This is a genomic window from Chitinophaga lutea (assembly GCF_003813775.1).
Classification (GTDB): Bacteria; Bacteroidota; Bacteroidia; order Chitinophagales; family Chitinophagaceae; genus Chitinophaga; species Chitinophaga lutea.
This window is the reverse complement of sequence record NZ_RPDH01000002.1, coordinates 1,574,608-1,587,367: the sequence shown is the minus strand read 5'-3', so window position 1 is coordinate 1,587,367 and position 12,760 is coordinate 1,574,608. Positions and strand designations below refer to the sequence as shown.

The 12,760-nt window shown below is 53.9% G+C and carries 12 protein-coding genes; 1 reads left to right on the top strand and 11 read right to left on the bottom strand.

What is annotated here, in order from left to right; all coding sequences use genetic code 11:
* Window positions 1–8: 8 nt before the first annotated feature.
* From EGT74_RS18575 to EGT74_RS18530, 10 genes are all read right to left on the bottom strand, one after another.
* Window positions 9–1,175 carry a putative sugar nucleotidyl transferase gene (locus EGT74_RS18575; RefSeq protein ID WP_123848065.1) on the bottom strand — a complete coding sequence of 389 codons (1,167 nt, stop codon included), beginning with the start codon at window positions 1,173–1,175 and terminating at the stop codon, window positions 9–11.
* Window positions 1,176–1,242: 67 nt separating this feature from the next.
* Window positions 1,243–1,497, bottom strand: coding sequence for a type B 50S ribosomal protein L31 (locus EGT74_RS18570; RefSeq protein ID WP_120516061.1), 255 nt, complete (start codon window positions 1,495–1,497; stop codon window positions 1,243–1,245).
* A 64-nt stretch (window positions 1,498–1,561) separates the two neighbouring features.
* Entirely contained in the window at window positions 1,562–2,053 is a 492-nt protein-coding gene (locus tag EGT74_RS18565; protein ID WP_123848064.1) for a YajQ family cyclic di-GMP-binding protein, read from the bottom strand.
* Window positions 2,054–2,191: 138 nt separating this feature from the next.
* Window positions 2,192–4,609, bottom strand: coding sequence for a M56 family metallopeptidase (locus EGT74_RS18560; RefSeq protein ID WP_123848063.1), 2,418 nt, complete (start codon window positions 4,607–4,609; stop codon window positions 2,192–2,194).
* A gap of 10 nt (window positions 4,610–4,619) precedes the next feature.
* Complete coding sequence (locus EGT74_RS18555; protein ID WP_123848062.1) at window positions 4,620–5,003, bottom strand: BlaI/MecI/CopY family transcriptional regulator; 384 nt, start codon at window positions 5,001–5,003, stop codon at window positions 4,620–4,622.
* A 114-nt stretch (window positions 5,004–5,117) separates the two neighbouring features.
* Window positions 5,118–5,990: a sterol desaturase family protein gene (locus EGT74_RS18550; RefSeq protein ID WP_123848061.1), complete on the bottom strand. Its 873-nt coding sequence runs from the start codon at window positions 5,988–5,990 to the stop codon at window positions 5,118–5,120.
* Window positions 5,991–6,104: 114 nt separating this feature from the next.
* Entirely contained in the window at window positions 6,105–6,734 is a 630-nt protein-coding gene (locus tag EGT74_RS18545; protein ID WP_123848060.1) for a hypothetical protein, read from the bottom strand.
* Window positions 6,735–6,761: 27 nt separating this feature from the next.
* Window positions 6,762–7,640: a DUF4249 domain-containing protein gene (locus EGT74_RS18540; RefSeq protein WP_123848059.1), complete on the bottom strand. Its 879-nt coding sequence runs from the start codon at window positions 7,638–7,640 to the stop codon at window positions 6,762–6,764.
* An 18-nt stretch (window positions 7,641–7,658) separates the two neighbouring features.
* Window positions 7,659–10,034: a TonB-dependent receptor gene (locus EGT74_RS18535; protein ID WP_123848058.1), complete on the bottom strand. Its 2,376-nt coding sequence runs from the start codon at window positions 10,032–10,034 to the stop codon at window positions 7,659–7,661.
* Between the two features lie 170 nt (window positions 10,035–10,204).
* Window positions 10,205–10,414, bottom strand: a complete 210-nt coding sequence (locus tag EGT74_RS18530; protein ID WP_123848057.1) for a hypothetical protein — start codon at window positions 10,412–10,414, stop codon at window positions 10,205–10,207.
* A 93-nt stretch (window positions 10,415–10,507) separates the two neighbouring features.
* Between EGT74_RS18530 and EGT74_RS18525 the strand changes: the two genes are divergently transcribed.
* Window positions 10,508–11,503, top strand: a complete 996-nt coding sequence (locus tag EGT74_RS18525; RefSeq protein WP_123848056.1) for a helix-turn-helix domain-containing protein — start codon at window positions 10,508–10,510, stop codon at window positions 11,501–11,503.
* Window positions 11,504–11,756: 253 nt separating this feature from the next.
* On the opposite strand, the gene EGT74_RS18520 is transcribed toward EGT74_RS18525, so the two are convergent.
* The gene (locus tag EGT74_RS18520) at window positions 11,757–12,608 is read right to left on the bottom strand and encodes an NmrA family NAD(P)-binding protein (protein WP_123848055.1); all 852 of its coding nucleotides are present in this window, start codon (window positions 12,606–12,608) and stop codon (window positions 11,757–11,759) included.
* Between the last annotated feature and the right edge of the window lie 152 nt (window positions 12,609–12,760).

The following is a 12,760-nucleotide window of genomic DNA, read 5'->3' as shown; positions in this document are numbered from 1 at the left end:
ATACACAATTACCCGTTAAAAATCCGGGTTAATATGTTTTCGTCCGCCGCCGTCAGTTCTTTTCCTTTTAACTGCATCCACGCGCCGGCATCACGGAGGGCCTCCGTCAGCCTGTATTTTTCGGTGAGCTCCCGGCCGCCCCAGCTGAAAGAAGGCAGGTATTTGGGCGGAAAATCGCCCCCGAACACATTGCAACTCACGCCCACCACGGTGCCTGTATTGAACATGGTATTGATGCCGCAGCGGCTGTAGTCGCCCATCAGCAGTCCGCATTTTTTACCAGCGCTCCAGGCTTCGTTTTTAGCTTCCATCCACACCTTTACGTCGCTGGTATTGTTTTTCAGGTTGGAACAGCTGGTATTGGCCCCCAGGTTGCACCATTCGCCGATCACGGCATCGCCGAGATACCCGTCGTGCGCCTTGTTGGAATGGTCAAAGAATACGGAATTCTTGATCTCGCCCCCGGCCACGCAATGGTCCCCGAGGCTGGTGGCGCCATACACGCGCGCGCCCATTTTCAGCACCGCGCCGGTGCCCATCCCGAAGGGCCCGCGGATCAGGCAGCCCTCCATCACTTCGGCGTTTTTGCCGATGTAAATGGGGCCGGTTTCTGCATTGAGGACGCTGCAGCTCACCCGGGCGCCGGGCTCTATGAATATCTGTTTGTGGTTCAGGAGTGTGTTGCCTTCGGTAGCTGTGGCGGATTTGCGGCCTTTGGTCAGCAGTTCGAAGTCGTCGCGCAGGGCGGCATCGTTATATTGGGCGATGTGCCAGGGCTGGTCGATACGGACGATATCGCCTTCATAATCAATGCGCGCCTGTTCGGCTGGAAGGAAAAAGTCGTCGCCGCTCACGGCTTTGGCCAGTAGGCGGCCGTTTTTATACAGTTCCTGCCCGGCCTGCATATTCCGGATGGTCTTGACGAGGCCCGCGGAAGGCAGCAGGTGCCCGTTCACCAGTATCGTCACAGCGTTCTGGGGGGCTTTGAAGAAGGGAAATTTTTCCTGCAGGTAGTCCATCGTGAAATACCCGATAGGGGCTACTTTCAGCCATTTCTCCCATTTTTCGCGGATGGTCAGCAGCCCTACCCGGCAGGCAGCTACGGGGCGGGTATGTGTGAAAGGGTATAACTGATCACGCTCAGGCGTGTCGAACAGGATGTAATGCGGGTTCATAACCGGCTAAAATAAAGAAATCCCGCCGATTATTGACCGGCGGGACTTCCAAATATTTACAGACAGCTTATTTAGCGTCTTTCTTGTAACGTTTGTTGAACTTGTCGATACGGCCTGCAGTATCCACCAGTACGTTCTTACCAGTATAAAACGGGTGAGAGGTGTTGGAGATCTCAAGCTTGATCAACGGATACTCGTTACCATCTTCCCATTTCACGGTTTCGCGGGTGGGGGTAGTGGAACGGCTCAGAAAGCTATGCCCGTTTGACATATCTTTAAACACTACGAATCTATAATTTTCCGGATGAATTCCCTGTTTCATATCAATAAGTTAATAAATACAGAGCGCAAAGGTAACAGATATTTTTAAAACGGCCAAGAAAAATCTAACTTTTCATATTCTGGTACTGCAGGGGAATACCCAGGTTGGCCTCTTTGCACTTTTGTATAACTTCCTGTAAATCATCTATTTTCTTGCCTGTTACCCGTACAATATCGTCCATAATGGCGGCCTGCACTTTTAAACCGGCGTCTTTGATGAGTTTTACGATCTTTTTGGCGTCTTCCTGTTTGATGCCGTTGCGTACCGGCACGTCCTTCTTGTACACTTTTCCGCTCTGGTAGGGTTCCTTGCTCAGGTCATAAATCGACGCGTCCATGCCCTTGCGCATGGTCTGGCTGATCAGCACGTCCAGCACCTGGCCCAGCTTCATGTCGGTTTCCACTTCCAGTTTCAGCACCAGCTCCTTTTTGTCGAGCTCGATATTGACCGGCGACCCTTTAAAATCGTACCGGTTGGTGATTTCTTTCTTGACTGTATTGATGGCGTTATCCAGGGTTTGCAGATCTACTTTGCTCACAATGTCGAAAGAGGGCATATACGGGTTTTTAATGGTGAATAAACGAGGAGCAAATATAACAAAAAACCGCCACCGGGCAGGTGAGCGGTTTTTTAGTTGATAGAATGGCGGCTAAAAATGGTTAGCACGGACGGTTAAAGAGCCAAAAGCTGCTGCTTAACGGTTGTCCCGGGCATGGATATTCAGATTATCCTTATTACCCTTTATACTAACGTTATCGTTTTTAAGATATTGTTCATACTTCTTTTTTACATCATCTGATTGTTTTTTACCATTGATGTAGAGATCATTTCCCTGTTTGTTGATCTCGAAGTTTTCGTTGCGGTTGAGCAGGTTGTCGGCCTGCATTTTGTCGATCAGCTCGTTGTAGCGGTCGGTGTTGGCCTTTGCTTCGGCGGCATGCACCTTTGCGTCGGCCGCATGGCGACGGGCAATCTGGGCCTGTTCCTGGGCATGCTGCGCATGGCGTTCAGCTTCACGGCGGGCCCTGGTTGCGTCGCGTTCCGCGTTTGCCCTGGCTCTTTGTCCTTCACGTTCGGCTTCACGGCGGGCTCTTTCGCCTTCACGCGCGGCCATTTCACGGGCCTTAGCCCCATCACGCTCCGCATGTTCGCGTGCTTCGCGGCTTCTGGCCATAGCCTGCTCGCGGTGGCGGGCAGCCCTTTCCTGTTGCTCATGGGCCCGGGCCAGCGCTTTTTCGCGTTCAGCCTGGTGATAGGCGTCGGGATTCTTTTTGATGTCTTCCTCGATCTTCTTCCAGTCTATTTTGTCGATTTTTTCCTTGATTTCTTTTTCAACCTTCTGCCAGTCGGTGTTTTTCAGGCTCTGTTTCACTTCCTCGGAAATCTTTTCCCACTGCACTTCCTTCAGGCTTTTATTGACGTCGGCGCTGATCTTTTCCCAGTCCACCTCTTTCATTTTGGCGGCCATTTCCTTGTTCATGTGTTTCATGGATTCACGCATGTCCGCGTTGATCTTGCTCCAGTTCACCTTCTTCATTGCTTCCTGGACCTGCGCGTTCATTTTGCTCCAGTCGATGTCTTTCACGGCATCCTGCGCGGCTTTCATTTTCAGCGCAAGCTCGTGCCGGTTCTGTTGCAGCGCTTTGTGCTGTTGCATCAGCTTCTGGTATTTTTCGCGTTCTGCCGCAGGCATTTCATCCACGCTTTTGTACGTGCGCTCGCCGTTCTCATCTTTGATCACGATTTTATGCATGGGCTTCGTGGTGTCGCCATCCCAATACATAGGGGCAAGGGGTGGGAGAGGCGCCATGGGCGGCAGCGGCGGTATCGGGGTAGCGGCAGGCAACGGCGGAAGGGGAGCCGGCGGCGGCGCAGGCAGTGCAGCTACGTCGGGCGCAGCGGGCGGTACCGGCGGTGCTTCAGGCGCGGGGGCGGGAGCTACCGGCGGCACCGGTGGTGCTGGTGGAACCGTGTCGCTGCAGATCGTGGCGGTCGTCTGTGCGGCTACGGGAGTGTTGGTCAGATGCGGTTTTACAGCCAGTGCCTCCTTTTTCTCCTCCTTTTTTTTCTCGTCCGCTTTGCGGGCGGGATTGAGCCAGGCGATAGACACCAGGCCGGTCACGATGATGAGCAGTGCAAGTAATCGTTGGCTATAGTTAAGATGTTTTGTTTTCATTTCCATGATGCGTTTGATGCGATGAAATAAATGGTGTTTATCATCAGCCGCAGCCATGGCCATCGGGTTGACTGTCAAGCGGTATTCTTCCAGCGCAACCAGGGCTCTGGCGTAATGCAGCGGCTGTACGGTGCCTGCAATAACAAGGTCGTCGCAGCAGTGCTCCCTTTCCAGGCGGATGTTTTTGCTGATCCACCATACAAAAGGATTAAAGAACAGGATGGTTTCTACAATGGACTGGAAGATATTCAACAGGTAATCATTGCGTTTGACATGCGCCAGCTCATGCAGCAGGATGGCCTCCAGCTGTTCGGGGCTCAGGTTGGTGAACATGGCGGCCGGCAGCAGGATAACGGGGCGGAGGAAACCGATCATCACGGGCACCTGCAGATGCTGTGAAATGAAGAGCTGCACTTTGCGGGTTATCCCCATGCGCAGGGCCAGCGCCTTCATATACTGTTCCCATTCCATGCCGGGGGAGCTTACGCCCTGCCGGCGCATCAGCCGCAGCTGGCTGAGATCGATGCAGAGTTTGATGGTCATGAACACCACACCTGCAATGTAGATCGCCACGATAAACGGAAAATAAGCTTCCATGCCGGGCAGCAGCGTCTGCAGCCCTGAAGCGGGCGGTACAGCTGCCTGCCGCATCGCAGCTTCCATAGCGGCGGCATCCCACCCGGCGGCCGTTACGATGATTTCTTTCGTTTCCCTGATCGCCTGCAGCTGGTTGAAAAATGTAGCGCCGAACCACCCGGCAATACCGGCCAGGGAGAGATACGACAAGTGATACTTGATGGCGGCACTCGCCTGAGGCCATATTTTCAACACGATGCGCAGGCAGGCATAGATACAGAACGCCTGCCAGAAAGAATGCAGCAGCGTCCAGCCGAAAGCGCGGATAAGGTCTTGCGTTAAAGGAAGCAACGATGTCATGGTACTAGTTTTATGACTGCTTTTTTTCCATTTCGTTCAGGTAACGGCGAATCTGATCCAGTTCCTCGGGAGAGGAGCGGTGGTGCCCCAATGCCTGCATCACCAGTTGCGTGGCGGAACCGTTGTACACCGTGTCGATCATCTTGTTCAGCAACTGCTGCTGCGTGTTCTCACGGGAAACGGCGGCTACGTAAATATGTGTTTTAGCACTGGCATCCCGGGTCAGTAAACCCTTTTCATGCATGATCTGCATCAGCTTCAAAGTGGTGGTGTAACCGGCCTCTTTGCTTTGCTCCAGTATCTCATGCACTTCCCTTACCGTACTGGCCCCCTTTTCCCAAAGGATCCCCAGTATTTCCAATTCACTTTCCGTGGGTTTGATGTGCTTGTTCATGATCTGTTCTTATTATGATGTCCTGTTGTACGAATATCTTCGTAAACGAATGTACGACAGTTTTCGTAAATACAATATCAAGATTAGAAAAAAAGGATGAACGGCGGTTAAGGCTTATGAATTACGGGAGGCTTCTTCCCTTAGCTGCCGGGTGGTACGGCGGCTCCCATCGTGGCTCCAGCCGGGCGGGCCGAAAAGGTAACGCACCACATGGCGCCAGCTGCGGCTCCTGCGCAGGTCGCCGAAAATGGCGGCCCATTCGTGGGTGGCTATCCGGAGGGGATTATACGTCCGGATGTTGCTGGTGAGGCCGAACGTGGGTTTTTCCTTCTCGGGCTGGAAGGTGCCGAACAGCCGGTCCCAGATGATCAGCACGCCGGCGTGGTTCTTATCGAGGTACTGGAGGTCGGAGGCATGATGTACGCGGTGATGGGAGGGCGTGTTGAGCACAAACTCCAACGGTTTCGGCAGTTTGCGGATGGCCTCGGTATGTATCCAGAACTGGTAAATAAGACTGATGGCCTGCATGCTCATCACCATGGCAGGGTGGAAGCCGATCAGCGGCATCCAGCACCAGAAGAGGAAAGTGCCGGAGAGATTGCCGGTCCAGGTCTGGCGGAGGGCGGTAGACAGGTTATATTTCTGCGAGGAGTGATGTATCACGTGCGAAGCCCAGAAAAAGCGCACGTTGTGGCTGATGCGGTGGAACCAGTAATAGGTGAAATCGTCTGCAAAAAAACAGGCCACCCATACCCACCAGAGGCCGGCGTCGAGGGTGAAGAGGCGGAAGCGGTACACAAAATCATATACGAGGTAGATCACGCCTTTGGTGACGAGGCCGATGGCTACGTTGCCCAGGCCCATGGCGATGCTGCCGGCGGCGTCTTTGGTTTCGTAGAGGTGTCGTCTATCCCAGGCGGAGAAAATGATTTCTGCCAGCAGCAGCAGTACGAAGCCCGGGATTGCATAGTGGATAAGATCTGGCATACTTCAATCAATTGCGCATTACGGATCACGTTCGGTTACGGGATGGTATTCTCTTTGCCAAAAGTTACTGAATTTTCCCGAAGTAACCATTCGTGACCCGTAATGCGCCGCCGGCTAGAAGCGGCCGGCCTTGATCGTGAAATGGGCGGCGGGTCCGCTCAGCCGCCCGTCGGTGATGCCGGGCGTGTTGGAGCCCTGTACAAAACGGTACGACCCGCCTACGCCGATGCGTAAAAACGAGGTAATGTTCACTTCCACGCTGGCATGCGGCTCGGCCACAAAAAAGCCGCTGTGATCGATGGAATCATCGATGTCGATGTCGCCGTCTCTCCACCAGCGCGCGCTCTTGTACACGCCGCCGCCGCCGATCAGAGCGCCTACGGCAGCATGTATCAGCTTGTTGGATTTGATCGTGTATTCGGGCACAAAACCGGTGTACCACATGTTCCAGAAAAGCTCCGGGTCCGCCGCATTGGCGCGTGGCGCATCGATATTGTTGGTCAGCCCATAGGCGCCCGCACCCAGCATCAGCCGGCTGTTGAGCATCACGCCGGCGTAGCCGCCCAGCATGAGCGCGGATTTTTTATCGAAGGTGGTGTATTTGATGGTAGGCGCGCCGAAACCGCCCACCCTTATTTTACCACGACCTTTGCCGGCGAGGCTTTCGATACCCGCATCCTGGGCAAAGCTGTACTGGGCCAGCAGCATGGCAGCTGCCAGCAGGCATAATTGACGGAGTTTCATAAAAGTTTTTTTAGATGAAGTATGTTATTAGCGCGCTATCTTTTTTTCCTTATACCGCACCGAAGATGCGCCGAACCAACCCAGCACGCGCTCTTTGCCGGTGTTGTTGGTGTTGATGATATTACTTTTTACGTTCTCAAGAATCTTGGCGAACAGGCCGCCGTTCGACAACTGGCTGTTCACCTGCCCGATGAATTCATGGCTGGCCTTGGTGCAGGACGACAGCCGCACGATCACCGTTTCATCGAGCTGGAAAGGTTTGTCGTACCGCGTGATGCCTTCGCTGAGCGGCAGGATGAAGATGGAACTGTCAGACACGTTTTCGGCGAAAGAACCGTCGATGGCGGTCATATCCACCAGCCTGTTTTTGTTCTCGCGGGTATTGCGGAAGCTGCGGATCCAGTAGTAATCGGTGGCGCCGGCGAGGTCGCGGCCATGGAAACGGGCCAGGTAACCGTCTTCTTCAGCGCCGTCGTTTTCTTTGGACTTGTATTCGTAAGTGATGGAATCAATTTCCGGCACACGCTTCACCGTATCGATGGCTTCAAACACATTGGATTTGATCTCCACGCGCAGTTTGTACGCATGGTTCAGCTTCCCGATGCGCACACCGGCGCCGGGGTCGTGGGTGTACTGGCCGTTGGCGAAGGTGAAAGGATATACCTTGCCGTCGGTGAGGTCGGTGAGAGTCACCACCGCATCGCCTATCACGGGAGCAGGGGCCTGGCTGGTGTAAGGCACGGTTTCGGTGATGCGGATGTGTTGGGCGCCGGGCTCGTCGGTAAGCCAGGCGTCTACCACCGGCAGTACTTTCCCTTTCGGCACCTCCAGGTCGATGACATCTTCACAGGCGGTGAAAGCCGCTGCTGCTGCAAGTACGATGGCTATGTTGAGTATCTTTTTCATGATGAATGGTCTGTTCGGTTAGAATTTGAAATTGTAAGTGATACCGGGGATGATGGAGCCGATGATCGACAGGCGCACGGCTTCTTTTTTGCTGGAGTCATCCTGGTTCTGCCTGAAATACACGGTGTAAGCGTTTCTGCGGGCATATACGTTGTACAATGAGAATACCCATTCACCTTTCCAGCGTTTCGTCTGTTTGCCTTTGTAGGTAAACGACAGGTCGAGGCGGTGGAAGGGTTTGAGACGGTAGTTGTTCCTTTTTTCGGTGGTGTTGTAAGGAATGTCCCAGCCCTGGTATTCGAGGCGGCTGTCTGCGAACGTGGCGGGCGTGCCCGAAGCGAATACCCAGTTGGCGCCGAGGCTGGCGCGTTTGGAGAATTCGTGGCTCACCACGATGTTCACGTTGTGCGTACGGTCGTAACGGTTCAGGAACCATTCGTTGAGACTGATGCCGGGCGTCTGGCGCTCAGAGCGGGAGAGGGTGTAGCTCACCCAGCCGGTCGTTTTGCCCACGTCTTTTTTGGCGTACAGCTCCAGGCCGTAAGCGCGGCCTTTGGCGGCCAGGAGGTCGGCCTCGATCAGTTCATTCAAATCCAGGTCGGCATTGTCGATATAGTCGAGCTGGTCTTTCATGGTTTTGTAGAACACCTCTCCCGATATTTCGAACTGTCCGTCGGGCGCGCTGTAGAAATAACCGGCGGTCACCTGGTCGGTCAGCTGCGGTTTGACGTTGTTGGTCACGGGCGTCCAGATATCCACCGGGGTAGGGGAAGCCGTGTTGCTCAGCTGGTGCATATACTGCGCGGAGCGGCTGTAAGCCACCTTGATGGCGGATGTGCTGTTGAGCGAATATTTGGCGGAGAGGCGGGGCTCCAGGAAATAATAATCGGCGATGTTTTTACCGGCCGCGAACTCCTGCGCGGAAACGAGACGCTTGCGGATGCCGGGCGTGGTGTCTGCATAATAATACGCCGTGCTTTTGCCGCGGAACTGGAAGCCGGACAGGCGTACGCCGTATTGCACACCGAATTTGTCGCCGGCTTTCCACTCATGATCGAGGTAAGCGCCGCCTTCGATCGCATGTTTGTCTTTCACCGTGATCGCCGCATGCCGGTCGTCTTCCTGCGTGGTGCCGGTACCGGGCTTGAAGGTGTAATAGGTGCCCTGGAGGCCGAAGTGCAGGGTGTTGCTGGCGTTCAGGTAATAGGTGAACGCCGGTTTAACGCCGTAGTTGATGATGTTGGACGTCCACTTGAACCGCTGTTTCACCTCTTCTTCGGGTTTGCTTTTGAACTCCAGGCTGTAGTCGTATTTGGTGTAATACGTGGAGAGGTTCATGAACAGGCGGTCGTTGAAGATGTGGTTCCAGCGGATGGACGCGGTATTGTTACCCCAGTTCAGGTTGGCCTGGTTGCCGAAGCCGAACACGTCGCGGCCCAGGTAGGTGCTCACGAAGAGGCTGTTGTTTTTGTTGAGGTTGAAGTTCACTTTCGCGGTCAGGTCGTAGAAGTAGAGCTTCGTGTCTTTCATATCGCCTTTCAGGAAAGGTTTCATGATCACGTCCATATACGAGCGGCGGGCGGCCACGATGAAGGAAGCTTTGTCTTTTTTCAGCGGCCCTTCCACGGCGAGGCGGCTGAAGATGTTGCCGATGCCGCCGGTAACGCCGAAACGCTGGTTGTTACCGTCTTTCATCCGGATGTCGAGCACGGAAGCGGTTCTGCCGCCGTATTCAGCGGGGAAGCCGCCTTTGAGCAGGTTGATGTTCTTTACCGCGTCGGGGTTGAATACGGAAAAGAAACCGAGCATGTGGGTGGAGTTGTATACCGGCGCCTCATCGAGCAGAATGAGGTTCTCGTCGCCGTTACCGCCCCGTACGTTGAAGCTGGCGGCCCCTTCGCCCACGGTGTTCACACCGGGCAGCGTCTGGATGGTGCGCAGCACGTCCACCTCACCCATGAGGGTAGGCAGCTTTTTGATCTCGGCGATATCGAGCTTGTTGAGGCTGGTGCTGAGGGTGTTGATATTCTTTTCCTGGTGTTTGCCGGTTACCACCACTTCGTTCAGTTTGGTGTCGGAAGCGGCCAGTTTGATGTCGATCCGCTTGTTGCTGCGGAGGTCTATCGTCATCCTCGTAGGCGCATATCCCATGTAGGAATACTGCAGCTCGTGGGTGCCGGCGGGGAGGGTGAGGGAATAAAATCCGTATTCGTTGGTCACGGTGCCGACCGTGGTGCCGGGTTTGCCGATGGAAATGCCAATCAGGGATTCCCCGGATTGTTCGTCTTTAACATAGCCGCTTACGGTGAACCGCTGCTGTTGCTGCGCCATGGCACCCAGGGTGCTCAGCAGCAACAGGCAGGCGCAAATAAGCGCTTTTGTTGTTGTTTTCATATTGGTTCGTGTGTTTTAGAATTTTGCCTTGTGTGTTTCCGGGAATATGACGTGCAAAATAGAGGATACCCCTATGTGGAAGAAATAAATCACATAAATGGGAAAAATAAGGGGTTAACTGATGAATATCATGTTTTATCAGTGAAAAACAGCGCAACTTCAATATGGCGTCAGTCGAGGTTGGCGCACTGGTAACCAAGGCTGCGGACAAACGCAATCACCTGGTTTTCTTCCAGTTGCTGGCAAACCACGCGCAGTACCTTGTCGCAGTCTTCCAGGTCGATGGTGCAGGCAGTAGGACGGAATTGGCCGGCAATGGCGGTAACGACTGCCTGTTTATCCCGCAAGGTGCTGATATTTGTTTTGAAAATGCCGATCATGTGCCTTTAATTGATAATTTTAAGCAAAATTCGTTTCCCCCGGTTACTCCGGCTTATATTAAACGGATTATTATTTACACATAACGGATTTTTATGCCGGTTACCATCAAGAACGATCTGAAGCAGGTGCTCTACCATTATGAGGAACATCACACCGAGGAACAATTCACCGCTCCTCAGTTGGTGGAAACGGACCATCATATAGACCTGTCCTGCGGCAGCGGCAAGTTCCGTGAAATGCATTTCGACGGGTTCATCATGGGGTACGGCACCATGGAGATCAAACAGCGGCTGCATGTGGAAGCCAACGAAAAATTCAGCCTGATCGGCATGCACTTCATGCTGCAGGGCGAAATCACCTCCCATCTGAAAGGTGTGGCGGACAATGTGGTCACCTCCAACTTCGAGCATAATATCGTCTATAACCCAGACTCCCAGGAGTATATGCAGCTGGAGAAACAGTCGGACATGAAAGTGTTCGGGCTGAGCTTCTGCACGGACAGGTTCGTGGAACTGGCGGCCAACAATGGGCCCATACTCGATAAGTACGCCGAGCGCGTCGTCAATAAACTGCCGGTGTACCTGAAGCGCGGGTACCGCATCACACCGAAAATGATGCAGGTGATCGAGGAAGTCAACCATTGTCATTTCACCGGCGGGTTGAAGAAACTGTTCCTGCAATCCAAAGCGATCGAGTTGCTGGCGCTGCAATGCGAGCAGATCGAGCAGGAAACCCGCCGCAGCCAGGACGCAGGAAAGGTAACGAGGTCGGATGAAGAAAGGATCGTCCATGCGCGCGACCTGCTGCTAGCCAATGCCCAGGAACCGCTGTCGCTCAGCGAACTGGCGCGTAAGGCGGGCATCAATGAATTCAAGCTGAAGAGCGGTTTCAAGAAAGTATTCGATAATACGGTGTTCGGTTACCTGAGCGATTACCGGCTCGAACAGGGCCGCCAGATGGTGCGGGAGGGGAGGATGTCGTTCACCGAAATCGCCGGCGAGCTGGGATATTCGTCGTTACAGCATTTCAGCAATGCGTTCAGGAAGAAGTTCGGGATTAGCCCGAGCGAGATCAAAAAGGCGTTGTAATGCCCGTTTGCGGGGTATAGTTTCATGTGTAGATAGAACATGATTAACCCGCTATGGCAGTTGGTTCCACGGGCAGGGTCCCATCCCGTAAGAAGACCGCAGCTGATAGAACCAGGTTATCATCATCCAATAAATCTACGTGCAATAGCAGCTGATAAAACCGGGTTATCACCGTCCAGTAACATTACGTGCAATAAATACGCAAAGGCGCCGCAGTCATCACTGCGGCGCCTTTTTGATGGCATAATGCGGTTTATTGAAAATGCTGCCTGTTCGCTTGGGCGAAATATTCGAAGCTGCGGGCCGGCCTGCCGGCAAACGCTTCAACATGATTATTCACCACAGCGGCGTGCCCCGCTCTCACGTTGCGGAACAGCCCCGCGAGGTAATTCGCCGCGCTTTCCGGCGCACCATGGCTGGTCATCGCGTTGATCAGGTCGTTTTCTGAAACGGCGATGTATTGCACCGGCTTTCCGCCCAGCGCAGTGATGGTTTGGGCCGCTTCTTCATGCGTGATCGCTGCGGGACCGGTCAGTGCCAGTTCCTTACCGCTGAGGGTATCGTCGAGCAGCAGCCTGGCAGACACGGCGGCGATATCTTCCGTAGAGATCATGCTCACCTTTGCATCTTCCGCCGGGGCGATGATCTGCCCCTGCGCCTTCACCGCGCCGCTGAAAGGCCCTTCGGAAAAGTTCTCCATAAAGAAGTTCGGGCGAACGATGTTATACGCAATGCCGGATGCCTGCACCGCCCTTTCGATTTTGCGGAGCGGGAAGTTTTCGTCGAGCTCCGCGCCGATAGCGGAGAGGAACACGATTTTTTTAACGCCGGCTTTTTGGGCGACATCGATAAACGGGATCAGTTTGGCAGGGGCGTCCACGTCGAGCGGAAGGGCGGAGAGGAATACCTTGTCCACGCCGTTCAGCGCGGGAGCGAAGGTAGACGCGTCTTCCTGCACAAGGCGCACCGCGGTGGCGCCCTTCACCGCATATTTTTCAGGCGTCCGCGTGGCGGCTTTTACGGTTACGTTTTCAGCGGTCAGCAGTTTGACGAGTTCTCTGCCGGCAATGCCGGTGGCGCCGAGCACCAGGATGGTTTGTGACATGTGTGATGATTTTGTTTGTTATAATTTGAACGATTCATCCGGCAGCAGCCGGCGTTTGATGTATTGTTATGAAAATTGTTACAGTTTGAGTGCTTTGATTGCTGTAATTGACCTGATGCGCTACGGGTGTATGCTATACAGCTTCTGTCGAA

Bases quoted from the DNA above. Each gene is read 5' to 3' on its own strand.
- EGT74_RS18575 (WP_123848065.1), bottom strand. From the start codon at position 1,175: ATGAACCCGCATTACATCCTGTTCGACACGCCTGAGCGTGATCAGTTA.
- EGT74_RS18570 (WP_120516061.1), bottom strand. From the start codon at position 1,497: ATGAAACAGGGAATTCATCCGGAAAATTATAGATTCGTAGTGTTTAAA.
- EGT74_RS18565 (WP_123848064.1), bottom strand. From the start codon at position 2,053: ATGCCCTCTTTCGACATTGTGAGCAAAGTAGATCTGCAAACCCTGGAT.
- EGT74_RS18560 (WP_123848063.1), bottom strand. From the start codon at position 4,609: ATGACATCGTTGCTTCCTTTAACGCAAGACCTTATCCGCGCTTTCGGC.
- EGT74_RS18555 (WP_123848062.1), bottom strand. From the start codon at position 5,003: ATGAACAAGCACATCAAACCCACGGAAAGTGAATTGGAAATACTGGGG.
- EGT74_RS18550 (WP_123848061.1), bottom strand. From the start codon at position 5,990: ATGCCAGATCTTATCCACTATGCAATCCCGGGCTTCGTACTGCTGCTG.
- EGT74_RS18545 (WP_123848060.1), bottom strand. From the start codon at position 6,734: ATGAAACTCCGTCAATTATGCCTGCTGGCAGCTGCCATGCTGCTGGCC.
- EGT74_RS18540 (WP_123848059.1), bottom strand. From the start codon at position 7,640: ATGAAAAAGATACTCAACATAGCCATCGTACTTGCAGCAGCAGCGGCT.
- EGT74_RS18535 (WP_123848058.1), bottom strand. From the start codon at position 10,034: ATGAAAACAACAACAAAAGCGCTTATTTGCGCCTGCCTGTTGCTGCTG.
- EGT74_RS18530 (WP_123848057.1), bottom strand. From the start codon at position 10,414: ATGATCGGCATTTTCAAAACAAATATCAGCACCTTGCGGGATAAACAG.
- EGT74_RS18525 (WP_123848056.1), top strand. From the start codon at position 10,508: ATGCCGGTTACCATCAAGAACGATCTGAAGCAGGTGCTCTACCATTAT.
- EGT74_RS18520 (WP_123848055.1), bottom strand. From the start codon at position 12,608: ATGTCACAAACCATCCTGGTGCTCGGCGCCACCGGCATTGCCGGCAGA.